Consider the following 23,238-nt stretch of genomic DNA (forward strand, 5'->3'; position numbering starts at 1 on the left):
CCCAGGGGCCGGCGGCCCACGGATCGGGCCGGCCGAATGCCCCGAACCCGTGGTCGGACCGGGTCGGTTCGACGGACCCCGGGTGGGATCGGGCCACGCCGACCGGGTCGGTGCCGGCGGGGCGGGCCGCGACGGCGTCGTTGCCGGGATCGGGGGAGCCGGCGGGCGGGCCGCCCGGGTCGCCTCCCGACGGCGGCGCCGGTTCCGTCACGGGGTGTCCTCCTGTCGCGATGTGGGGTCCACCGTCACGCGACGGACACCGGCCAGGCTACCGCCGCCGTGCACCGCGGGTGCCCCCCACCGGATCATCACCCCGACGGGTCAGTCCACGTTCGGCGCGAAGTCCTGCCCGTACGGGGACCCGGCCAGCCGGACCACGCCGATCACCACCAGTGTCACCACCGCGACCGCGACCAGCACCAACCCCGCCCAGGCCAACCGCTCCCCCCGCCGCAGCCAGGCCGCACCGGTGAGGAACCCACCCGAGGCGTACGCCTCCCGGCGGGCCTGCCGCGCCAACTGGAGGGCGATCGTGGCGGGCACCACCCCGCCGACGAAGAGCCCGGTCAGCGCCCCGATCAGCCCGAGCGCGAAGACGGCCCGCGCCTTGCTGGCGCGCACCGGGTCGGGGTCGAGCGGATGACGTGGCGGCTGGTACGCCACCGGCACCTGCCCCGCAGCGGTCGTCATGCCCACCATCATGCCCGGCCGACGGCCGCCCCGGGCACTCCCCCGGCGGACCCGGATCCGGCGGAGATCCCCCCGGTCCCCGGAAACGACGAAGGCCCCCGGCGTGGTGCCGGGGGCCTTCGTCAGAGGTTGCTCAGCGGTACGACCCGAAGTCGAAGTCGTCCAGCGGAACCGCCTGGCCGCTGGCCGGCCCGAAGCCGTAGTCGGTCTCCGGGTAGCCGGTCATCGAGTAGACCTTGGCCTTCGCCTCCTCGGTCGGCTCGACCCGGACGTTGCGGTACTTGCTGATGCCGGTACCCGCCGGGATGAGCTTGCCGATGATCACGTTCTCCTTGAGGCCGACCAGCGAGTCGCTGCGCGAGTTGATCGCCGCGTCGGTCAGCACCCGGGTGGTCTCCTGGAAGGAGGCCGCGGAGAGCCAGGAGTCGGTGGCCAGCGAGGCCTTGGTGATACCCATCAGCACCGGGCGACCGGCGGCGGGCTCGCCACCCTCGCCGACGAGCCGGCGGTTCTCCGACTCGAACAGCGCCCGGTCGACCAGCACACCCGGCAGGAACTCCGTGGAGCCGGAGTCGATGACCGTCACCCGCTTGAGCATCTGGCGGATGATGATCTCGATGTGCTTGTCGTGGATGAGCACACCCTGCGAGCGGTAGACCTCCTGGACCTCACTGGTCAGGTGGACCTGGACCGCCCGCGGACCCATGATCCGCAGCAGCTCGTGCGGGTCGATGGTGCCCTCGGTGAGCTTCTCGCCGACCGCGACGTGACCGCCGTCGTGGGTCCGCAGCCGGACCCGCTTGGAGATCTTGTCGTAGACGATCTCCTCGCTGCCGTCGTCGGGCACCACGATGATCTTGCGGGACCGCTCGCCGTCCTCGATCCGGATCCGGCCGGGGGTGTCGGCGATGGGCGCCTTGCCCTTCGGGACCCGGGCCTCGAAGATCTCCTGCACACGCGGCAGACCCTGGGTGATGTCCTCACCCGCGACACCACCGGTGTGGAAGGTACGCATCGTCAGCTGGGTGCCCGGCTCACCGATCGACTGGGCGGCGATGATGCCGACCGCCTCGCCGACGTCCACGGTCTTGCCGGTCGGCAGCGAGCGGCCGTAGCACGCACCGCAGACGCCCAGCTTCGACTCGCAGGTGAGCACGCTGCGCACCCGGACCGTCTCCACCCCGGCGGCGACGATCTTGTCGACCCCGATGGAGTTGATGTCCTGACCCCGGTGGGCCACCACGGTGCCGTCCGGCCCCTTGATGTCGTCGGCCAGGGTACGGGCGTGCACGCTGGTCTCGGCGTGCTCGTGCACCACCAGCCGGCCACCCTCCAGCCGCTCGCCGATCTGCATCGGGATCGCCCGGTCGGTGCCGCAGTCCTCCTCGCGGATGATCACGTCCTGCGAGACGTCCACCAGACGACGGGTCAGGTAACCCGAGTCGGCCGTCCGCAGCGCGGTGTCGGCCAGACCCTTACGGGCACCGTGGGTGGAGATGAAGTACTCCAGCACGGACAGACCCTCCCGGTAGCTGGCCTTGATCGGCCGCGGGATGATCTCGCCCTTCGGGTTGGCCACCAGACCACGGATCGCCGCGATCTGCCGGAGCTGGAGCAGGTTACCGCGGGCACCCGAGTGGATCATCTTCCACAGCGGGTTCTCCTGCGGCAGCGCGGTGTCCATCTCCTTGGCGACCTCGTTGGTCGCCTTGGTCCAGATCTCGATCAGCTCGCCGCGACGCTCCTCGGCGGTCATCAGGCCACGCTGGTACTGCTTGTCGATCCGGTCGGCTTCCTTCTCGTACTTCTCCAGGATCTCCCGCTTGCGCGGCGGAGCGATGACGTCCTCCATGCCGATGGTGACGCCGGACCAGGTGGCCCAGTGGAAGCCGGCCTCCTTGAGGCCGTCCAGGGTGGCCGCCAGGGCCACCTTCGGGAAGCGCTCGGCGAGATCGTTGACGATCGCGGAGAGCTGACCCTTGCGGATCTCGTAGTTCACGAACCGGTAGCCCTGCGGCAGCGTCTCGTTGAACAGGACCCGGCCCAGCGTGGTCTCCACGGTCAGGGCCTCACCCTCGACCCAGCCCTCGGGGGCGACCCAGGGCTCGGCGCCGGCGCCGTTGTCGACACCGACCACGCCGCGCAGCCGGATCTTGACCGGGGTCTGCAGGTGCAGCTCGCTCGCGTCGAACGCCATCCGCGCCTCGGCGTCCGAGCTGAACGCCCGGCCCTCGCCCGTGCCACCCGGGGTCAGGTGGGTCAGGTGGTAGAGACCGATGACCATGTCCTGGGTGGGCATGGTGACCGGCTTGCCGTCGGCCGGCTTGAGGATGTTGTTCGACGACAGCATCAGGATCCGCGCCTCGGCCTGGGCCTCGGCCGACAGCGGCACGTGCACCGCCATCTGGTCACCGTCGAAGTCGGCGTTGAACGCGGTGCAGACCAGCGGGTGGATCTGGATCGCCTTGCCCTCGACCAGCTGCGGCTCGAAGGCCTGGATGCCCAGGCGGTGCAGGGTCGGCGCACGGTTGAGCAGCACCGGGTGCTCGCCGATGACCTCTTCCAGCACGTCCCACACGACCGGGCGCTGACGCTCGACCATCCGCTTGGCGGACTTGATGTTCTGCGCGTGGTTGAGATCGACCAGCCGCTTCATCACGAACGGCTTGAACAGCTCCAGCGCCATCTGCTTGGGCAGGCCGCACTGGTGCAGCTTGAGCTTGGGGCCGACCACGATGACCGAACGGCCGGAGTAGTCGACGCGCTTGCCGAGCAGGTTCTGCCGGAACCGGCCCTGCTTGCCCTTGAGCATGTCGGACAGCGACTTGAGCGGGCGGTTACCCGGGCCGGTGACCGGCCGGCCACGACGGCCGTTGTCGAACAGCGCGTCGACGGCCTCCTGGAGCATCCGCTTCTCGTTGTTGACGATGATCTCGGGGGCACCGAGGTCGATCAGGCGCTTGAGCCGGTTGTTCCGGTTGATCACACGGCGGTACAGGTCGTTCAGGTCGGAGGTCGCGAAGCGGCCACCGTCGAGCTGCACCATCGGGCGCAGGTCCGGCGGGATGACCGGGACGCAGTCCAGCACCATGCCGAGCGGCGAGTTGCGGGTGTTCAGGAACGCCGCGACGACCTTCAGCCGCTTGAGCGCGCGGATCTTCCGCTGGCCCTTGCCGGAGCGGATGGTCTCGCGCAGGCTCTCGGCCTCGGCGCCGAGGTCCATGTTCTGGACCAGCGCCTTGATGGCCTCGGCGCCCATGCCGCCGGTGAAGTACTCGCCGAACCGGTCGCGCAGCTCGCGGTAGAGCAGCTCGTCGGTGACCAACTGCTTCGAGTCGAGCTTGCGGAAGGTGTCGAGGACCTCGTCGAGGCGGTCGATCTCGCGCTGGGCCCGGTCGCGGATCTGGCGCATCTCGCGCTCTCCGCCCTCCTTGACCTTGCGCCGGACGTCCGCCTTGGCACCCTCGGCCTCCAGCTCGGCCAGGTCGGCCTCGAGCTTGGCGGCCCGCTTCTCGATCTCCGAGTCACGGCTGTTCTCGGACTGCCGCTTCTCGGCGAGGATCTCGTTCTCGATCGTCGACAGGTCACGGTGACGCGCCTCGGCGTCCACGCTCGTCACGACGTACGAGGCGAAGTAGATGATCTTTTCGAGGTCCTTGGGGGCGAGGTCCAGCAGGTAGCCCAGCCGGCTCGGCACGCCCTTGAAGTACCAGATGTGGGTCACCGGAGCAGCCAGCTCGATGTGCCCCATCCGCTCACGACGGACCTTGGACCGGGTCACCTCGACGCCGCAGCGCTCGCAGATGATGCCCTTGAACCGGACCCGCTTGTACTTACCGCAGTAGCACTCCCAGTCCCGCTGAGGGCCGAAGATCTTCTCGCAGAAGAGTCCGTCCTTCTCCGGCTTGAGGGTGCGGTAGTTGATCGTCTCAGGCTTCTTGACCTCACCGTGCGACCACTGGCGGATGTCATCCGCGGTCGCGAGGCCGATGCGCAGCTCGTCGAAGAAGTTGACGTCGAGCACTATGTCCCCTATGTCGTCGTCTGTACAGCTAGATCACGGGCGGGGGTGGGGGCCGACCGACTCGCGTCGGGCTCACGCCTGACCGCCCGAGCGGGTCGGCCGGCCCCCACCGCCACCACCTACACCTCTTCGACCGAGCTCGGCTCGCGCCGGGACAGGTCGATGCCCAGCTCCTCCGCGGCCCGGAACACCTCGTCGTCGGTCTCGCGCATCTCCAGGGCCACCCCGTCGCTGCTGAGCACCTCGACGTTCAGGCACAGCGACTGGAGCTCCTTGAGCAACACCTTGAACGACTCCGGGATGCCCGGCTCGGGGATGTTCTCGCCCTTGACGATCGCCTCGTAGACCTTGACCCGGCCCAGGACGTCGTCGGACTTGATGGTCAGCAGTTCCTGCAGGGCGTAGGCGGCGCCGTACGCCTGCATGGCCCAGCACTCCATCTCACCGAAACGCTGGCCACCGAACTGCGCCTTACCACCCAGCGGCTGCTGCGTGATCATCGAGTACGGACCGGTCGAACGAGCGTGGATCTTGTCGTCGACCAGGTGGTTGAGCTTCAGGATGTAGATGTAACCGACCGCGATCGGGTCGGGCAGCGGCTCGCCGGAACGACCGTCGAACAGCTGCGCCTTGCCGGAGGAACCGATCAGCTGCTTGCCGTCCCGGTTGGGCAGGGTCGACGAGAGCAGACCGGAGATCTCCTCCTCGCGGGCACCGTCGAAGACCGGAGTGGCCACGTTGGTGTCCGGCTCGGACTCGTGCGCCTCGATCGACCGGAGCTGACGCTTCCAGTCGGTGTCGTCGCCGTCCACGCTCCAGCCGGTCTTGGCCACCCACCCGAGGTGGGTCTCCAGGACCTGGCCGATGTTCATCCGGGACGGCACACCCAGCGGGTTGAGCACGATGTCGACCGGGGTGCCGTCCTCCAGGAACGGCATGTCCTCGATCGGCAGGATCTTCGAGATGACGCCCTTGTTGCCGTGCCGGCCGGCGAGCTTGTCACCGTCCTGGATCTTGCGCTTCTGGGCGACGTACACCCGGACCAGCTCGTTGACGCCCGGCGGCAGTTCGTCGCCGTCCTCGCGGGAGAACGTGCGCACCCCGATGACCGTGCCGGTCTCGCCGTGCGGCACCTTCAGCGAGGTGTCCCGGACCTCCCGGGCCTTCTCGCCGAAGATCGCGCGCAGCAGCCGCTCCTCCGGGGTCAGCTCGGTCTCGCCCTTCGGCGTGACCTTGCCGACCAGGATGTCGCCGGGGACGACCTCGGCGCCGATCCGGATGATGCCGCGCTCGTCGAGGTCGGCGAGCATCTCCTCGCTGACGTTCGGGATGTCCCGGGTGATCTCCTCCGGGCCGAGCTTGGTGTCCCGGGCGTCGACCTCGTGCTCCTCGATGTGGATCGAGGTGAGCACGTCCTGCTGCACGAGGCGCTGCGACAGGATGATCGCGTCCTCGTAGTTGTGACCCTCCCAGCACATGAACGCCACCAGTAGGTTGCGTCCGAGCGCCATCTCGCCCTCGTCGGTGCACGGACCGTCGGCGATGACCTGGCCGGCCTCGACGCGGTCGCCCTCGAAGACGACCGGCTTCTGGTTGACGCAGGAGCCGGCGTTGGAGCGGCGGAACTTGTGCAGCAGGTACGTCCGGCGGTGGCCGTCGTCCTGGTGGATGGTGATGTAGTCGGCGCAGAGATCCTCGATCATGCCACCGACCTCGGCCACCACCACGTCACCGGCGTCGACCGCGGCACGGTATTCCATGCCGGTCCCGACCAGCGGCGACTCCGCCTTGACCAGCGGCACCGCCTGACGCTGCATGTTGGCGCCCATCAGCGCGCGGTTGGCGTCGTCGTGCTCCAGGAACGGGATCATCGCGGTCGCGACCGAGGTCATCTGCCGCGGCGACACGTCCATGTAGTCGACGGCACCGGGGACCACGTCCTCGGTCTCGCCACCCTTACGGCGACACAGCACCCGGTCCTCGGCGAACGTGCCGTCCGCCTGCAGCGGCGCGTTGGCCTGCGCCTTGACGAACCGGTCCTCCTCGTCCGCGGTCAGGTAGTCGATCTGGTCGGTGACCCGACCCTCGACGACCTTCCGGTACGGCGTCTCGATGAAGCCGAACGGGTTGACCCGGGCGAAGGTGGACAGCGCGCCGATCAGGCCGATGTTCGGGCCTTCCGGCGTCTCGATCGGGCACATCCGACCGTAGTGGGACGGGTGCACGTCCCGGACCTCGAAGCCGGCCCGCTCACGGGACAGACCACCCGGGCCGAGCGCGCTCAGCCGACGCCGGTGGGTCAGGCCCGCCAGCGGGTTGGTCTGGTCCATGAACTGGGACAGCTGCGACGTGCCGAAGAACTCCTTGATCGCCGCCACCACCGGGCGGATGTTGATCAGGGTCTGCGGCGTGATCGCCTCGACGTCCTGGGTGGTCATCCGCTCGCGGACGACCCGCTCCATCCGGGAAAGACCGACCCGGACCTGGTTCTGGATCAGCTCGCCCACGGTACGCAGGCGACGGTTGCCGAAGTGGTCGATGTCGTCGGCCTCGTAGCCGTCCTCACCGGCGTGCAGCCGGCAGAGGTACTCCACGGTGGCGACGACGTCGTCCTCGGTCAGCGTGCCGGTGGTGATCGGCACGGCCACTTCGAGCTTCTTGTTGAACTTGTAGCGCCCGACCTTGGCGACGTCGTACCGCTTCGGGTTGAAGAAGAGGTTGTCGAGCAGGGTCTGGGCGTTCTCGCGGGTCGGCGGCTCGCCAGGGCGGAGCTTGCGGTAGATGTCGAGCAGGGCCTCGTCCTGGCCGGCGATGTGGTCCTTCTCGAGCGTGGTCATCATCAGCTCGGACCAGCCGAACTTCTCGCGGATCTGCTCGGCGGACCAACCGATGGCCTTGAGCAGGACCGTGACGGCCTGCCGGCGCTTGCGGTCGATGCGGACGCCGACCGTGTCGCGCTTGTCGATGTCGAACTCCAGCCAGGCACCCCGACTCGGGATGACCTTGACGCTGGAGAGGTCGCGGTCGGAGGTCTTGTCCGGCTCCTTGGAGAAGTACACGCCCGGGGACCGGACGAGCTGGCTGACCACGACGCGCTCGGTGCCGTTGATGATGAAGGTGCCCTTGGGCGTCATCATCGGGAAGTCACCCATGAACACCGTCTGGCTCTTGATCTCGCCGGTGGTGTTGTTGGTGAACTCCGCCGTCACGAACAGCGGGGCGCAGTAGGTCAGGTCCTTCTCCTTGCACTCCTCGATCGAGGCCTTGACCTCGTCGAAGCGCGGTGCCGAGAAGGACAGCGACATGGTGCCGGAGAAGTCCTCAATGGGACTGATCTCGTCGAGGATTTCCGCGAGACCCGAGCGTGCGTGCGGGTCGTCCGCCGACCGGCCCTGCCAAGCCTCGTTGCCGACGAGCCAGTCGAAGGACTCGTTCTGAATGGCGAGGAGGTTGGGGACCTCGAGGTGTTCGGTGATCCTGCCGAAAGAAACTCGGCGGGGAGCGAAAGCGCTCGACGTACGACTGGTCTTCGCAGGGCGGGAAGCTGCCAAGATGCGTCCTTCCGAGGACCGGTGCTGCAGAACGGCTGGTACGCGTGCACTCCAATGACCCCACCAGAAATATCCGTAACCGGACATTTCCGAGCAGGGGCCAAGTCGGAAGGCAGCGCAAACTAGCAGTGTAGCCGAGAGGCTAACCGCTGTCCAGCCCATCCCGCAGGTCGTCGCGGAACGTGCCTCGGGGCCCCGGAAAACCGGGGTCGCACCGGGCCGCTCGGAACGCGACGTTCCTGTCGGGCCGCTCGGGTGCAGCGGCTGCTGATGCTGCCGCAGCCATTGCCCAAGAGGTGGCCGTCGCAAGCGCGGAAGGTCTTGCTGGTGTCAGCGTGCCTGGCAGGTCGGGGCCGCGTCAAGAGCCTCCTCGCGGCTGCTCGCCGGGTTTCCCACGGACGGGCTACCCGCCGACGTCCCCGCCGCGTCGCACCGCCGGTGCGAACACCCTGCTCACGCCACTGATACCCGGAGTCACCAAGCAGGACGGGCGGTGATCCGTTGTCGGATCACCGCCCGTTCAGGTTGCGGTGTGCTGCGGCTCACCGAGCCGGACAGCCGCGGAGGTCGACCCGCGAGGTCGACCTCAGGTCACTTGAGGGTGACCTTGGCGCCTTCGCCCTCGAGCTTGGCCTTGGCCTTCTCGGCGGTCTCCTTGTTGACCTTCTCCAGGATCGCCTTCGGGGCGGCCTCGACCGCGTCCTTGGCCTCCTTGAGGCCCAGGCCGGTCAGCTCACGCACGACCTTGATGACCTGGATCTTCTTGCCACCGTCGGCCTCGAGGACGACGTCGAACTCGTCCTTCTCCGGCTCGGCCTCGGCCGGGGCGGCAGCGCCGCCGGCAGCGGCGACCGCGACCGGCGCGGCAGCGGTGACCTCGAAGGTCTCCTCGAACTGCTTCACGAACTCAGAGAGCTCGATCAGCGTCATCTCCTTGAACGCGTCGAGCAGCTCGTCGGTGCTGAGCTTCGCCATGTCTGGCGTCCTTTCTCGCAATGAAAATTAAGAACGTGGTGCGCCGGGAGGGCCTCAGGCCGCCTCGGCGCCCTCCTGCTCGCGCTTCTTGTCCGCCAGGGCGGCCGCCGCACGGGCGGCCTTGGAGAGCGGTGCCTGGAACAGGGCCGCGGCCTTGCTCAGGTTGCCCTTCATCGCGCCGGCCAGCTTGGCCAGCAGCACCTCACGGGACTCCAGGTCGGCGAGCTTCGAGACCTCGGCCGCGGAAATGGCCTTGCCCTCGAAGACACCGCCCTTGATGACGAGCTTCGGGTTGGCCTTCGCGAAGTCGCGAAGACCCTTCGCCGCCTCGACGACGTCGCCCGAAACGAAAGTCAGCGCGGTAGGACCGGTGAACAGCTCGTCGAGGCCGGAGATGCCCGCCTCGGTCGCGGCACGCTTCGCCAGCGTGTTCTTCGCGACCGTGTAGGTGGTCTCCTTGCCGAGCGAGCGCCGCAGCTGGGTGAGCTGGGAAACCGTCAGACCACGGTACTCGGTGAGCACCGCAGCGCCCGAGGTACGGAAGCTCTCGGTCAGCTCAGCGACGGCCGTGGCCTTGTCGGCCCGGATCGGCTTGTCCGCCATGTCCCTCCTCTCTCGTTACTCGGAGCTGGTCGCCGTCGAGGAGCACGAGGCTCTGCGACGGCACCGGAGGCGTCACGACAACGAAAAAGCCCCGGCGCAGGGCGCGCGGGGCGAGGGCCGGGCCGATCACCGTGGTCGGCAGACCACGGGGAGGAACCGTATTACGCTTACCGCCCTGCGCGGGTCGCCCGTCATCGCGGAGCCTTCGACCGTGCCGGGGCACGGTGACCAGCGGTCTCTGGGTGGAACTACCGGCCCAGGTTACGCGACGCGTCCACCCATCGCCAAATCGCCGCCGGGCACCGGGCCCCGACGCCCCTTACCGCAGGGCGGCGGGGTCCGGTGTGGCCGCCGCACGCCACCCCACCGCCCTTCAGGGGCGGGTCCGCCGCCACCAGGCGTAGCCGGTCAGCGCCACCCCGGCCCAGGCGAGCGCCCAGCCGGAGAGCAGCAGGGCGGTGCCGGCCGGGAGGGAACCGGCGAGCGCCCGGGCGGTCGCCAGCACCGGCGGCACCAGCCAGGGCGCCACCGAGCCGCGCAGGCCCAGCGCCAGGGTGCCGACCACGCCCACCGCGAGCACCGCGACGCCGTACCCGGCGGTGCGGGTCAGCGCCCGGCTGGCCAGGGCGCCCCACGCCACCGCCGGCAGCAGGGCGAGCAGGTGGGCCCAGAGCCCGAGCGCCAGCACCGCCGCCAGCGGCAGGTCACCCGGACCCGGCACGGTCACCCCGCCGACCAGCCAGGGGAAGCCCAGCGCCACCAGGACCGTGCCCACCCCCGCGACCATGGCCGCGAGCAGCCCGGCGGCCTGGTCCCGGGTCGGCCCGACCAGCACCCGCGCCAGCCGGCGCTGCACGTCCGGTTCGACGTCCAGCAGGATCTTGGCCTGCCAGGCCAGCACCGGAAAGAGCACCACGGCGCTGACGCCGTACGCCTCGGCCGGTCGGGCCGGGCCGCCGCCGTACAGGACGCCGAGGGTGAGCAGGCCGGCCAGCACGGGTGCCAGTGCCCGCCCGGTACGCAGGAAGCCGGCCAGCCGCATCCGGACCAGCGCGCTCACCGGGCCACCTCCCCCGTACGACCACTGCGCGCCGGACCACCCGCCGGCTCGCCAGCCGAGGGCGGAACGGGTGGGGGCGGCGCAGCCGCCGGTGCGGGCGGGACGGTGGGTTCGCGTACCCGCAGGACGTGGTGGCCGTCGGCGCGCAACCGGGCGACGGTGCCGGCCACCCGCGCGGCCGGCACGGCGACCTCGACCACGGCGACGGCCGGATCGCCGGTGGTCGCCTCCTCGGTGACCAGTCCGTCGGCCACCGTCCAGTGCCGGGCGCCGGGGAGCCGGACCGTCTCGCCCCGGTGGTCGCTGACCAGGACCGCTCCCCCGTCGGCCAGCACCTCGTCGATCAACTCGGGGACCAGGTCCCGGGCGGCGGAGTCCAGGCCCTCCCAGGGCTCGTCCAGGACCAGCAGGCCCGGGGTGCGCAGCATCGCCTGAGCCAGGCCGACCTTTTGCGCGGTGCCCTTGGACAGGTCGGGGAGGCGGACCCCGCGGAACGGGAGCAGGCCCAGCCGGTCGGTCCACCGGTCGACGGCCCGATCGGCATCGGCCCGGCCCAGGCCGGCGACCCGGCCCATGGCGGTCAGATAGCGGGTCACCGTGAAGGGCTGGTCGGCGGGGAACCGCTCGGGCACCCAGCCGACGTGGCGGGGCCGGTCGACCACCCGGCCCCGGACCGGCCGCAGCACCCCGGCGCAGAGTTGCAGCAGGGTCGACTTGCCGGCCCCGTTGCGGCCGAGCGCCACCGCCACCTCGCCCGGGTCGAGCCGGGCCGTGACGCCACGCAGCACCCACGGGCCACCCCGGCCGTATCGAAGCCGGACGTTCTCCAGTCGCATGGGAGGAGCCTGCCACAGCGGAACATGCGGAAGGGCCCCGCCACGATCCGTGGCGGGGCCCTTCGCGGGAGAAGCCGGGCTCAGCCCTCGGCGCCGGTCTCCTGGAAGTTCTTCACCACGTTCGGGTCGATCGGAACGCCCGGACCCATGGTGGTGGCCAGGGTGACCTTCTTGAGGTACTTGCCCTTGGCCGCGGACGGCTTGGCGCGGAGCACCTCGTCGAGCACCGCGGCGTAGTTGTCGATCAGCTGGGTCTCGGAGAACGAGGCCTTGCCGATGATCAGGTGGAGGTTGGAGTGCTTGTCCACCCGGAAGGTGATCTTGCCGCCCTTGATGTCCGAGACGGCCTTGGTGACGTCCATGGTCACCGTGCCGGTCTTCGGGTTCGGCATCAGGCCGCGCGGGCCCAGGATCCGCGCGATCCGGCCGATCTTGGCCATCTGGTCCGGGGTGGCGATCGCCGCGTCGAAGTCCAGCCAGCCGCCCTGGATCCGGGCGACCAGCTCGTCCGTGCCCACCTCGTCGGCACCGGCGGCGACGGCCTCCTCGGCCTTCGCGCCGGCGGCGAAGACGATCACGCGGGCGGTCTTACCGGTGCCGTGCGGCAGGTTGACCACGCCGCGGACCATCTGGTCCGCCTTGCGGGGGTCGACGCCGAGGCGCATGGCGACCTCGACCGTGGCGTCGAACTTGGCGCTGGTGGTGTCCTTGGCGAGCTTGACCGCCTCGGCCGGGGTGTAGAGCTTCGACTTGTCGACCGCCTCGGCGGCCTTGCGGTACGTCTTGCTGCGCTGCATCTCGGGTTACTCCTGTGGTCTCTGGCGGGCCGCGGTCGACGCGTGCCCTCCCACGAACTGATCTTGGGGACCGACCGGGGTCAGTCGTTGACGACGATGCCCATCGACCGGGCGGTGCCGGCGATGATCTTCGCAGCCTGGTCGATGTCGTTGGCGTTGAGGTCGACCATCTTCTTCTCGGCGATCTCGCGCACCTGGGCCTGGCTCACCGCGCCGACCTTCTGGCTCTGCGGCACGCCGGAGCCCTTGTCCACGCCGGCGGCCTTGAGCAGCAGCCGGGCGGCGGGCGGGGTCTTCAGGACGAAGGTGAACGACCGGTCCTCGTACACGCTGATCTCGGCGGGGACGATATCGCCCCGCTGGGCCTCGGTCTGCGCGTTGTAGGACTTGCAGAACTCCATGATGTTCACGCCGTGCTGACCGAGCGCGGGGCCCACCGGCGGAGCCGGCGTCGCCTGGCCCGCCTTCAGCTGAAGCGTGAACGTCTTGACGAGCTTCTTCTTCGGAGGCATGTCACTTCCTGGGGCTTGGAACTGGGAAAGGTGCCGGCCACGGGCGCGCACGGTCAGCGCGGTGCCACAGCGACGACGTTCAAGAGTAGCGCAGCGCCCGGTGGCCCTCTGCGCCGAGGTCCGCGCCGGGGGTAACGACGTCGCCGGCGGCGGGCTGCTGCCCACCGCCGGCGACGAGGAACGTCGTCAGATCTTGGCGACCTGGTTGAAGTTCAGCTCGACCGGGGTCTCCCGGCCGAAGATCGACACCAGCACCTTGAGCTTCTGCTGATCGGCGTTGATCTCGCTGATCGTCGCCGGCAGCGAGGCGAACGCCCCGTCGGTGACGGTGACCGAGTCGCCCACCTCGAAGTCGAGGACCCTGATCTCGGGCTTGGCCTTCTTCTGCTCGTTCTCCACCGCCGGAGCCAGCCACTTGAGCACCTCGTCGAGGCTCAGCGGCGCCGGACGGTCGGCCCGGTCGGTGGCCCCGACGAAGCCGGTGACCCCGGGCGTGTTGCGCACGCACGAGTAGGACTCGGCGGTCAGCTCCATCCGGACCAGGATGTAGCCGGGGAAGACCTTGGCCTGGATCTGGGAACGCTTGCCGTTCTTGACCTCGACCTCTTCCCGGGTCGGCACCTCGACCTGGTAGATGAACTCCTCCATGTCGAGGGAGGTGATCCGGGTCTCGAGGTTGGTCTTGACCTTGTTCTCGTAGCCGGCGTACGAGTGCACCACGTACCAGTCGCCGGGCGCGTAGCGCAGCTTCTGGCGCAGCTCGGCGACCGGGTCGTAGTCCGGCTCCGGCTCCGGCTCCGTGGTCGGGAATTCCGGCTCGCTGGCGGCCTCGACCGACTCGTCACTCGCCGCCGTCGCGACCGTGGACTGGTCGTCCGTGGTCTCGGCGGTCTCGTCGTACTCAGGCACGCTTGCTCACTTCCGTCACTATCGGCTCAGTCTGCCGGTCAGCTGGGGCTGCCAAAGACCCACAGCACGCCCTTCGCGAAGGCGAAGTCGAGAAGGCCCACGATCGTCAGCATGACCGCGACGAAGGTGACCACCACGGCCGTGTAGGTCAGCAGTTCCTTGCGGGTCGGCCAGATGACCTTACGCAGTTCGGCGACGACCTCGCGGAAGAAACGCGCGATGCGCGCGAACGGCCCCACCCGGTCGGTCTCGGACCGGGTCTTCGGCTTGCTGTCGGCAGCACCCGCGCGGGTCCGCGACCGGGTCACGGTGCCGCCCCGGGATACCGGCTCGTCCGCGTCGGTGGCGTCGTCGTCGATGGCGTCGTCGTCGTCGGGGGCGTCGTTGTCGGCGGTCACCTCGTCGACGACCTCGTCGCGCTCGTCGCGCCGACCGTCGTCGCCGGCGTCCTCGCCGCGCCGCTTGCTCTCGGCCACTTCGCCCTCCGTCGCGGGATGTCGGTTCGTACGCCGGGAGGCGTACGCGGCGCGCTGGTCACGCCGGCCGGACCAACCGTCCCGCGACGGGCCGCGGCCGGCGGACCGGACGAAGAGGATCCGAGTCGCCTCGGAACCACCCCGCCGATGCCACCACCACGGGCCGGACGCCGCCTTGCGGCGGCGCGACCCACGGGAACGGTCAGGCCTGAGGCGCAGGGGTGACAGGACTTGAACCTGCAGCCTGCGGTTTTGGAGACCGCTGCTCTGCCAATTGAGCTACACCCCTGTGCGGCAACGCTCGCTCCACCCGACCTGCACGGCCGGGCAGAGGTCACTTGCCCCACGGCGGACCAGTGTACGGGTAGCGCCCCGACTTTCCCAACCGGTCCCGCCCCGTACGTTTCCGGAGGCCGTCAGCCGGTCGTCCGGACGATCGCCCGCGCCTGCGAGAGGATCTTCTCGTCACCGCACCGGGCGGTCACATCGAGCCTGGTCAGCCCCGCCTCGGTGACCTCCTTGACCACCGCGTCCACGGTGATCTCGGTGCCCTCGTCGTCGTCCGGAACGACCACCGGCCGGGTGAACCGCACCCCGAACTCGACCACCGCGTCGGGTGTGCCCGCCCACTCGGTGACCGCCCGGCCGACCAGCGCCATGGTGAACATGCCGTGCGCGATCACCCCGGGCAGGCCCACCGTCGTGGCGGTCCGGTCGTTCCAGTGGATCGGGTTGAAGTCGCCCGAGGCGCCCGCGTAGCGGACCAGGTCCGCCCGGGTCACCCGGAACGTCCGGGTCGACAGTTCCACGTCAGGACTCCCCACGTACGACGAGCTTGGACCAGACGGCGACCACCGGCTCACCGGCCGAGGTGGTCACGTCGGTGCGGGTGGTCAGGAAGGCGTGCCCACCCCGGTTGCTGATCTCCTCGATGGTGTTCACGCAGACCAGCTCGTCCCCGGCCACCACCGGCCGGGTGTACGCGAAGCGCTGGTCGCCGTGGACCACCCGGCTGTAGTCGACCCCGAGTGCCGGGTCGTCGACGATCTGCTGGCTGGCGGCCATGGTGATCAGGACCGGGAAGGTGGGCGGGGCGACCACGTCCGGGTGGCCGAGGGCACGGGCCGCCGCCGAGTCGTGGTAGGCCGGTTCGGTGGCCCCGATGGCGGTGGCGAACTCGCGGATCTTTTCTCGGCCCACCTGGTAGGGGGCGGTCGGCGGATACGTCCGGCCGACGAAGGACGGGTCCAGGGACATGCCGCCGAACCTACACGGGACGCACGAACGCCGACCCGTACGGGCAGGCGGCTCTCAGGCCGCGCCATCCGTGCGGATCGGCGTCCGGGGTGGTCGCTGCGGACCGGGCCGGCCAGGTGGCCGGCCGAGAGTCAGCGGGTTTCGCGGTGGGCGGTGTGCTTGCCGTCCCGGGGGCAGAACTTCTTCAGCTCGATGCGGTCCGGGTCGTTACGACGGTTCTTGCGCGTGATGTAGTTGCGCTCCTTGCACTCCACACACGCCAGAGTGATCTTCGGCCGGACATCGGTCGCCTTCGCCACGGCGGAGTGCCTTCCTCGCTACGGATATCAACTACAGCGCATCAGCCTACGCGGACGATGCCTGGACATGCAAAGTGGGCGCCTATGGCGCCCGTCCCACTCACCACCGGGGATAAGCCCGGAGGACGAGAGTAGCGGTGGCCGGAATTGAACCGGCGACACAGCGATTATGAGCCGCTTGCTCTGCCATCTGAGCTACACCGCCGAGGCGGGTCCAACCGGACCCTCTGAGCCCCCTTACGGAATCGAACCGTAGACCTTCTCCTTACCATGGAGACGCTCTGCCGACTGAGCTAAGGGGGCCTACCCGATCACCCCGGAGGGCGTCGCGCAGGGGATACATTACACGGCACCGCGCCGGGGGTGAAATGGGATCCCCCGATACCGCGTCGACCCAGCTCAGGGCACGACGCGGAGTCTCGGCAGCTCGCCCGGGTCGGTCGCCTCCTGGTCCACCTGGGCGCCGAACCAGGCCTCCAGCCGCTCGTACGGCAGCGGCCGGCTGAACAGGAAGCCCTGCCCGATCTCGCAGCCGATGTCCTGGAGCAGTTCGAGGGTCAGCTCGCTCTCCACCCCCTCGGCCACCACGGACAGCCCGAACTGCTGGGACAGCGACACCACCGCGTTGACGATCGCCAGGTCCCCCGGGTCGGTCGCCATCCCCTGCACGAACGACCGGTCCACCTTCACCTCGTGCACCGGCAGCCGACGCAGCTGGGCCAACGACGAGTTGCCGGTGCCGAAGTCGTCGACCGCCAGCCGGACGCCGAGGTCCCGCAGCCGGCGCAGGGTGGGGATCGGCCGCTCGGTGCCGTCCAGCACCGCCGCCTCCGGGATCTCGACGGTCAGCAGCTGCGGCGGGACGCCGTACTCGGCCAGCAGCTCCCCCACCCGGTCCGGGAAGTGCCGGTCGATCAGCGAGCGGGCGGCGATGTTGACCGCCACCGCGAGCGGCTGCCCGGTGTGGCTCCAGTCCCGGCTGCGGCGCAACCCCTCGCGGAGGACGAACTCGGTGAGCCGACCCAGCTGCCCGGTGTGCTCGGCCACCGCGACGAAGTCCTCCGGGGAGACCGTGCCGTGCGCCGGGTGCTCCCAGCGGGCCAGGCACTCCACCCCGAGCAGCCGGCGGTCCCGCAGGGTGACCTTCGGCTGGAAGTAGACCTCCAGCTCCCCCTCGTCGAGGGCGCGGCGCAGGTCGCCGGCGAGCCCGAGCCGGCGCAGCGACCGCGACTCCAGCGCCGGGTTGAACAGCTGCACGCTGCCCGGCACCGCCTTGGCCGCGGTGGCCGCCAGGTCGACCCGTTGCAGGAGTACGGCGGCGTCACTGCCGTGATCCGGATGCACGGTCACCCCGACGGCGGTGTCCACGTCGAGGGTGAGCGCGTCGAAGACCATCTCGTCGCGGATCTGCTCGCGGAGCTGGGCGGCCAACTCCAGGGCCGCCTCGGCGTTCTCCAGCCGGAGCGTCACCAGGAACTCGTCCCCACCGGCCCGGCCCACCAGGGCGGACGACGGGGCGCACGCGCGCAGCCGCTGGGCCACCTCGACGAGGACCTTGTCGCCCGCCGCGTGCCCCAGTGACTCGTTGACCTGCCGCAGCCCGTCCACGTCGAAGAGCAGCACGGCGACCACCTCGCCGGGGGCCCGGATCTTGACCGCCTCGGCCAGCGCGGCGGTGATCCGTCGCCGGTTCGGCAGCCCGGTCAGCGCGTCGTGGTAGGCGTCGTGCCGCAGCCGGTCGACCAGCCGGGAATTCTCCAGGGCGACGGCGGCGTGCGCGGCCACGGTCTCGAAGACGGGGATGTCACTCGTGGTGAAGTGGCCGATGTCGCTGAGCCGGTTGGTGACCTCCAGGGTGCCGATCACCGCCTGACCGGAGCGCAGCGGCACCACGATCGCGTCCTTGACCTGCTGGGCGCCGACCTCGCGGCGCAGCGCGGTGTCGTCGCCGAGCAGTCGGCCGATGGACAGCGTCTTGCCCAGCTCACGGGCCTGCTCCCGGAAGACCGTCGGGGTGGGTGCGAAGTCGAGCAGGCCCGGGGTGTCGACCCGGGCGGTCAGCAGCACCTCCGGGTGCCGGCGCTGGGCGGGCAGCCAGAGGGTGGCGTACTCGGCCTGCATCAGGCCCCGCACCCGGTCGAGCAGGATGTCGGCGAGCGCCCCCTCGGCGCTGTTGGTGAGCAACCGGGTCAGGTCGTACATGCCGGTGAGGGTGCGGTGCTGTCGGAAGAACTGCGAGTAGGAGCGGTAGACCTGGAACAACGCCGCGAACAACGCGGCCAGCAGCAGCACCGACCACCAGGTGGTCTTCAACGCGATCAGGACGAGCAGGCCGACCGAGGCGTTGATCGAGGTGGTGAGGAAGACCGACGGCGCGGTACGCAGCGCCTCCCGGCCGGCCTGCCAGCCCTGGAGCAGCACGTGCACCCCGGCCACCGAGAGCAGGCTGACCAGGGTGATGGTGTTGACCGCCAGGAACAGGCTGACCCAGGTGCCCGGCCCGACCCCGTTGATCGGGGGCAGGGCCAGCAGGAGCAGCCCGGCCAGCGAGGTGGCCGCCGCCGCCTTCGCGACGTTGAACCACAGCTTGGCCGGGGCGAACCGGTGCGACGCGCTCCAGATCAGCACGGAGAGCGTGTAGATCAGCACCACCGTCAGCGGTGGCAGGAAGAAGAGCGCGACGACGAGGGGCACCTCGGTCAACGTCACCCCGACCGACTGTCGCCGGACTATGACGTTGAGGACCGGGATGCTGATCCCCGTCATCGCCACGAAGAGAACGAACGCCAGGCCCCACTCCCCGAACTCGGGGCGCAGGACACCGATCGCGGTGCTGAAGACGATGGCCAGCAGGGCCAGGGGGGCGGTGATGAACCAGGCGCGTTCGGTGGACTTACGCCGCTGATCTCGGCTGGCCATGCGCCACCCTCTCCCTGAGAGACGTCACCCCCAGGACACCGGGAGCGGGGACGACGCGGGGGCTTAGCGCGCGCCGCCCATCGTCCAGACGACGTCCGCCATTTGCGCGCCGCCGTCGATGGTCTGGACGCCGGTGACGGCGAGTCCACCCAGGATGGTGGCGAGCACGAGGAGCGAGCCAAACAGCCGGCCCAGCCTTCGACCAGACATGATTGCTCCTGTCGAGAGAGTGTTCACGGGGGATGGTGGAGGTTCCACGATCGTGCCACACCTCGGGTACCCAGAAAAGCGGGGAGAGCGGCGCTGGTCCGAGCAGCGGAGAGGTTCCGCCGTTCGGCCCACCGCCGTCACCTCCCCGTGCCAGATCAGCGGCACCAGGACGGGTAGCAGCCTCCACGAATTGCCCAATGTCACTATCGACGCAAACCCGATCTTTAACGGCGCGGGGCCGTCGTCCGGGCGGCAGGGCGACCGTCGCATTCGAGGGTCGCGACGACTGCTCCCGGAACCGCCACATCGATCACCATAGCTCATTTCGTCGGGTACGGAAGCGGCCTGTCGGGAGTCGACGGACTCCGCATCAGATCAACGACAAAACACGCGTACGGTGGCGAGCTGGCGCGAGCAGGCGAAACACCCGCCAGAGGCGGTCGGACCGACATTGTCGTACCGCGATGGTGTCGTGAATCCATGACATCGCAGCCGCCGGTGACGCCGGTGATCGAGGAACGCGCGGCCCAGCCCTACGTGGGGATCAGACGCCCGGTGACCATGGAGACCATCGGCGACGCCGCCGGCGCCCTGTCCGACCTGGCCGACTGGCTGACGGCGCGGGAGATCACCCCGGCCGGCCCGGACTTCCTGCGTTACCACGTGATCGACATGGCGCGGGAGCTGGAGGTCGAGGCGGGCGTGCCGGTCCCGGCCGACGCGCAGATCGCGGTCGAGACGCCCATGGAGACCGGCGTGCTGCCGGCCGGCCGCTACCTCACCACCACCCACGTCGGCGACCCCGACGAACTGGTCGCGGTGACCGGGGCGTTCCTGGAGTGGGCGGAGCGCAACGGGTTGCGCTGGGACGTCAGCGACACCGGGGCGGGTGAGCGCTGGGGCTGCCGGCTGGAGATCTACCACCTCGGCCCGGACGACGACCCGGACCGGAGCACGTGGAAGACGCAGCTGGCGTTCCGACTGGCGGACTGAGAAGAACGGTCGACCGCGCAGGGATGGGATACCTGGGGCGGTGTGGGGGTATGTCGGGGGTTATGGCAGGTCAGGACGGTGCGGTGGACGAGGAGCACGCGCGGCCGGCGGGAGTCGACGACGCGACGGTCGAGGCGTTGGGCAAGTTGAGTGAGGCGTTGGAGACGATCCACCGGGTACGCGGGCACCTCTATTCCGCGCACCAGCTCGTCGGCGGCGCGGATCTCACCCTGGACCGGGTGGTGGAGTTGCTGCGCGCGGCCGGGCACGACGAGGTGGCCGACCGGGTCGCACACGAGCTGTTGGGGCGCAACGTGCTGCCCGGCCGGTGGACGTTCCAGATCGTGGAGGAGTTCGACGACGGCTACTACGCCACGTTCCAGGAGATCGAGCGGTACGCCCGGGAGAAGCTGGCCGGCGGCCGGCGGCACCTCTACGAGGCGGAGATGAAGCAGCGCCGGCGTACCCCCGGGATGCCCGGCCACGAGGCCACACCGGAGCCGGCGCGACCCGGCCGACGGGGCAGGGGCGCATGATCGACTCAATTGGGCCGATGTAGCGGTATCCACCCTGCCCCGATACCGCTACATCGGCCCAACGGTGAGACGGGCGAGGGCCCCGAGGCGGGCGGGGGTCACCACTGGCGGCGTACCGTCGCTTTGGGGCCGGTGACCAGGGTGGCGGGCGGGATGTCGTCGGCGACCACCGCGCCGGCCGCCACCACGGCGTCGCGGCCGATGCGGACGCCGGGGAGGATCGTCGCGCCGGCCCCGATCCAGACGTTCTCCGCCACGTCGATGGGCGCTCCGGTCAGCCACTCCCGCCGCTGCGCGGGGTCGACCGGATGGCCGAGGGTGATGAAGGTGGCCTTCGGGCCGATCATGACGCCCGCGCCGAGCCGGATGCCGGCATAGTCGAGGAACGTGCAGTTCTGGTTGATGAACACCCGCTCCGCGATCTCCAGGTTGAGGCCGTGATCGGTGTAGAACGGCGGATAGATGGTGACCCGCGCCGGCAGCGGCCGGCCGAGGAGCTGCGCCAACAGCTCCGCCCGGCCAGCTTCGTCCTCGAAGGGCAGGACGTTCAGCCGGGAGGTCAACTCGGTGGCCCGCAGCACCCTCGCGGCCATCGCCTGGAACTCGGGGCTGTGGATACGCATGTAGCGGTCGTCGGACATGCCGCGATCCTCGCCGACGCTCCCGGCACGCGCCCCTGCGGGCGGCCGCCGCTCACCGCCCCTCCCCCGCCGGCCCCGACCGCCCGACCGGTGCCCGCATCAGCCGACGCGCCTGGGTCAGCTCCTCGATGAGCCGGTCGACCTGCCCGAGCGACAACAGCACGGCCTGGGTCGCGCCGTACCGGGTCGCGTCGAGCTTGATCGCCGCCTCGCGCCGGACGAACCGGTCGACGAGCAGTTGCAGGCTCACCCAGCCGGTCCGCTCCCGCCCCACGGTGGCGAGGAACCCCCGGTGCATCGGATCGTTCGGCCCGCACCCCCGGCACCACACCGGACAGACGACCGGCCGACCACCCTCACTCATCGCCGACCCCCTGCTGGCCGGGTTCGTCCCGGTCCGCGTCGCCCTGGTCGGCCACCTGGGTCAGCAGGCCGCTCAGCTGCGCGACCAGTTCGGCGGCCTGGGGCAGGGACAACTCGGCCCAGGCGTTGCCGGCCCGGCAGTTCGCGTGCACCCCGACGAGCGGCGCACCCGGGACTTCCGCGCTGATCAGGTACGTGACGACGAGGCCACTCGCCCGACTCTCACCGACCCGGAGCATCAGGCCACGATGCCGGCGAGCCATGTGCGGCATCACCGGCGGGACCAGGTAGCCGCAGCGCTCGGGGGTACACCACGGCGGGTGGGTGGTGACCGGCTTGTTGGTACGGGTCATCGCTGCCACCGCCCGCCGTTGCCCCGACACGCCTGGCCCACCGCCAGCAGCGGGGCACACCGCAGCGTGGGCAACTCGCGGGTCACCCCGACCGACCACCACGGCGCGGCGAGGGCGGAACCAGCGGGCGTGCTGGGCGGGGCGTCGCTGCGGACAGGTCGCGATGGTGGACGCCGTCGGGACCGCCAGGACGAGAACCCACCGCATCGACGATGAGTGCCGGGCATCACACCTCCACAGGTAACCGGGGCGACGACCCCGGGTTGCTTAGCTGCCAGCACCACGGCTTGGCCCTCCGAACGGCGTGACTCCAGGCCGACGACCTGCTCACGACAGGAACGTCATCGGTGCCAACTGGCTTAAGCCAGCTTCGATGAAGGGCTGCAGGCTGTCAATAGCTGGCTTGAGCCAGTTGCGCTAGCCTGGGTATCACCTTGAGGAGTGGTGATCCGATGAGTGACCAACAGGAGCGGCAGCCTCCGAGCCGCCGCATCGCCGAGGAGCTACGGGCCGCGATCATGCGCGGTGACCTCGGCGACGGCGACCAACTACCTTCCGAACGTGACCTGGCGGCCAGATACGCCACGGCCCGCAACACCGCCCGAGAGGCATTGGGCATCTTGCAGGCCGAGGGCCTCGCCCAGGCCCAGCACGGCCGAGGCGTGTTCGTGCGGCTGCGGCGTCCGCTGATGAGGATGGGTCGGGACCGGTACTCCCGCCGGGCGCGGAACGAGACCGGGCTTTCGCCGTTCCGCATCGAGGTGGAGCGGCAGGGGCGCACCCCGCACACGGAGTGCCGGTCGGTGACCACCGTGCAGCCGCCCGCCGACGTCGCCCAACGGCTGGGGCTCGACGCCGGCCAGGAGGTCATCCGGCGAGAGAACTGGTACTTCGCCGACGACGAGCCCATGCAGGTCGGGGTGACCTACATCCCGACAGCGGTGGTCGAGGGATCACCGCTGGCGAGTGAGAAGAAGCTCGGCCGAGGCAGCATCTACCAGCGGTTCGAGGACCTCGGTTACCCGATCGCGCGTATCCGCGAGGAGGTCAGTGCCCGGATGCCGACGCCCGAAGAGGTGAAGGGGCTCTCGATGCCGCCGGGTGTGCCCGTGATCGAGTTGCTGCACACCAGCCTTGACGGTGACGGACGAGCCTTCGAGGTGACCCGGTTCGTCATGCGCGCCGACGTGAACGGCCTGGACTACGACATGCCTGTCGAAGACTGAGCGTCAAC

The 23,238-nt window shown here is 70.0% G+C and carries 22 protein-coding genes and 3 tRNA genes; 3 read left to right on the forward strand and 22 right to left on the reverse strand.

Features of this window, described 5'->3' with window-relative positions:
* Window positions 1–321: 321 nt before the first annotated feature.
* From ACQP1S_RS28100 to ACQP1S_RS28190, 19 genes are all read right to left on the reverse strand, one after another.
* On the reverse strand, window positions 322–690 hold the full coding sequence (locus tag ACQP1S_RS28100) for a hypothetical protein (RefSeq protein WP_432900691.1): 369 nt from the start codon (window positions 688–690) through the stop codon (window positions 322–324).
* Window positions 691–823: 133 nt separating this feature from the next.
* Complete coding sequence (locus tag ACQP1S_RS28105) at window positions 824–4,714, reverse strand: DNA-directed RNA polymerase subunit beta' (protein ID WP_432900693.1); 3,891 nt, start codon at window positions 4,712–4,714, stop codon at window positions 824–826.
* A gap of 119 nt (window positions 4,715–4,833) precedes the next feature.
* The gene (locus ACQP1S_RS28110) at window positions 4,834–8,265 is read right to left on the reverse strand and encodes a DNA-directed RNA polymerase subunit beta (RefSeq protein WP_091242047.1); all 3,432 of its coding nucleotides are present in this window, start codon (window positions 8,263–8,265) and stop codon (window positions 4,834–4,836) included.
* Between the two features lie 591 nt (window positions 8,266–8,856).
* Window positions 8,857–9,240, reverse strand: a complete 384-nt coding sequence (gene rplL, locus ACQP1S_RS28115; RefSeq protein ID WP_091242050.1) for a 50S ribosomal protein L7/L12 — start codon at window positions 9,238–9,240, stop codon at window positions 8,857–8,859.
* 54 nt (window positions 9,241–9,294) lie between these two features.
* Window positions 9,295–9,843: a 50S ribosomal protein L10 gene (rplJ, locus tag ACQP1S_RS28120; protein WP_091242053.1), complete on the reverse strand. Its 549-nt coding sequence runs from the start codon at window positions 9,841–9,843 to the stop codon at window positions 9,295–9,297.
* Window positions 9,844–10,216: 373 nt separating this feature from the next.
* Window positions 10,217–10,903, reverse strand: coding sequence for a hypothetical protein (locus ACQP1S_RS28125; RefSeq protein WP_432900696.1), 687 nt, complete (start codon window positions 10,901–10,903; stop codon window positions 10,217–10,219).
* Complete coding sequence (locus ACQP1S_RS28130; RefSeq protein ID WP_432900698.1) at window positions 10,900–11,739, reverse strand: ATP-binding cassette domain-containing protein; 840 nt, start codon at window positions 11,737–11,739, stop codon at window positions 10,900–10,902. The genes ACQP1S_RS28125 and ACQP1S_RS28130 overlap by 4 nt, the downstream gene beginning before the upstream one ends.
* A gap of 80 nt (window positions 11,740–11,819) precedes the next feature.
* Window positions 11,820–12,536 (reverse strand): 50S ribosomal protein L1, encoded by a 717-nt coding sequence (gene rplA, locus ACQP1S_RS28135; protein ID WP_091242065.1) that lies wholly within the window; start codon window positions 12,534–12,536, stop codon window positions 11,820–11,822.
* Between the two features lie 80 nt (window positions 12,537–12,616).
* Complete coding sequence (rplK, locus tag ACQP1S_RS28140; RefSeq protein ID WP_091242068.1) at window positions 12,617–13,048, reverse strand: 50S ribosomal protein L11; 432 nt, start codon at window positions 13,046–13,048, stop codon at window positions 12,617–12,619.
* Window positions 13,049–13,234: 186 nt separating this feature from the next.
* On the reverse strand, window positions 13,235–13,957 hold the full coding sequence (nusG, locus tag ACQP1S_RS28145; protein ID WP_091242070.1) for a transcription termination/antitermination protein NusG: 723 nt from the start codon (window positions 13,955–13,957) through the stop codon (window positions 13,235–13,237).
* Window positions 13,958–13,995: 38 nt separating this feature from the next.
* Complete coding sequence (secE, locus tag ACQP1S_RS28150) at window positions 13,996–14,433, reverse strand: preprotein translocase subunit SecE (protein ID WP_432900701.1); 438 nt, start codon at window positions 14,431–14,433, stop codon at window positions 13,996–13,998.
* A gap of 216 nt (window positions 14,434–14,649) precedes the next feature.
* Window positions 14,650–14,722, reverse strand: a tRNA-Trp gene (locus ACQP1S_RS28155).
* A gap of 127 nt (window positions 14,723–14,849) precedes the next feature.
* Window positions 14,850–15,242: a MaoC family dehydratase gene (locus ACQP1S_RS28160; protein ID WP_432900703.1), complete on the reverse strand. Its 393-nt coding sequence runs from the start codon at window positions 15,240–15,242 to the stop codon at window positions 14,850–14,852.
* 1 nt (window position 15,243) lies between these two features.
* Complete coding sequence (locus ACQP1S_RS28165) at window positions 15,244–15,690, reverse strand: MaoC family dehydratase N-terminal domain-containing protein (protein WP_091242079.1); 447 nt, start codon at window positions 15,688–15,690, stop codon at window positions 15,244–15,246.
* 131 nt (window positions 15,691–15,821) lie between these two features.
* Window positions 15,822–15,989, reverse strand: a complete 168-nt coding sequence (gene rpmG, locus ACQP1S_RS28170; RefSeq protein WP_091242082.1) for a 50S ribosomal protein L33 — start codon at window positions 15,987–15,989, stop codon at window positions 15,822–15,824.
* A 132-nt stretch (window positions 15,990–16,121) separates the two neighbouring features.
* Window positions 16,122–16,194: transfer RNA gene (locus ACQP1S_RS28175), tRNA-Met, on the reverse strand.
* Between the two features lie 25 nt (window positions 16,195–16,219).
* Window positions 16,220–16,292 (reverse strand) — tRNA-Thr (locus tag ACQP1S_RS28180).
* A 96-nt stretch (window positions 16,293–16,388) separates the two neighbouring features.
* A complete protein-coding gene (locus tag ACQP1S_RS28185; protein WP_432900706.1) occupies window positions 16,389–18,908 on the reverse strand; it encodes a putative bifunctional diguanylate cyclase/phosphodiesterase in 2,520 nt (839 codons plus the stop codon).
* Between the two features lie 63 nt (window positions 18,909–18,971).
* Window positions 18,972–19,118 carry a hypothetical protein gene (locus tag ACQP1S_RS28190; protein ID WP_432900708.1) on the reverse strand — a complete coding sequence of 49 codons (147 nt, stop codon included), beginning with the start codon at window positions 19,116–19,118 and terminating at the stop codon, window positions 18,972–18,974.
* A 480-nt stretch (window positions 19,119–19,598) separates the two neighbouring features.
* Between ACQP1S_RS28190 and ACQP1S_RS28195 the strand changes: the two genes are divergently transcribed.
* Both ACQP1S_RS28195 and ACQP1S_RS28200 read left to right on the forward strand, forming a co-directional pair.
* Entirely contained in the window at window positions 19,599–20,111 is a 513-nt protein-coding gene (locus ACQP1S_RS28195) for a GyrI-like domain-containing protein (RefSeq protein ID WP_432900710.1), read from the forward strand.
* 50 nt (window positions 20,112–20,161) lie between these two features.
* On the forward strand, window positions 20,162–20,647 hold the full coding sequence (locus ACQP1S_RS28200) for a hypothetical protein (protein ID WP_432900712.1): 486 nt from the start codon (window positions 20,162–20,164) through the stop codon (window positions 20,645–20,647).
* A gap of 98 nt (window positions 20,648–20,745) precedes the next feature.
* On the opposite strand, the gene ACQP1S_RS28205 is transcribed toward ACQP1S_RS28200, so the two are convergent.
* The 3 genes from ACQP1S_RS28205 to ACQP1S_RS28215 are packed head-to-tail and all read right to left on the reverse strand — an operon-like array spanning window position 20,746 to window position 22,004.
* Window positions 20,746–21,288, reverse strand: coding sequence for a DapH/DapD/GlmU-related protein (locus tag ACQP1S_RS28205; protein ID WP_432900714.1), 543 nt, complete (start codon window positions 21,286–21,288; stop codon window positions 20,746–20,748).
* A gap of 52 nt (window positions 21,289–21,340) precedes the next feature.
* The gene (locus ACQP1S_RS28210; protein WP_363665780.1) at window positions 21,341–21,586 is read right to left on the reverse strand and encodes a precorrin-4 C11-methyltransferase; all 246 of its coding nucleotides are present in this window, start codon (window positions 21,584–21,586) and stop codon (window positions 21,341–21,343) included.
* Between the two features lie 58 nt (window positions 21,587–21,644).
* Window positions 21,645–22,004, reverse strand: coding sequence for a hypothetical protein (locus ACQP1S_RS28215; RefSeq protein ID WP_432900716.1), 360 nt, complete (start codon window positions 22,002–22,004; stop codon window positions 21,645–21,647).
* A 452-nt stretch (window positions 22,005–22,456) separates the two neighbouring features.
* Between ACQP1S_RS28215 and ACQP1S_RS28220 the strand changes: the two genes are divergently transcribed.
* Complete coding sequence (locus tag ACQP1S_RS28220) at window positions 22,457–23,230, forward strand: GntR family transcriptional regulator (RefSeq protein WP_432900718.1); 774 nt, start codon at window positions 22,457–22,459, stop codon at window positions 23,228–23,230.
* Window positions 23,231–23,238: the final 8 nt, after the last annotated feature.

The organism is Micromonospora matsumotoense (assembly GCF_050951065.1).
Classification (GTDB): domain Bacteria; phylum Actinomycetota; class Actinomycetes; order Mycobacteriales; family Micromonosporaceae; genus Micromonospora; species Micromonospora matsumotoensis.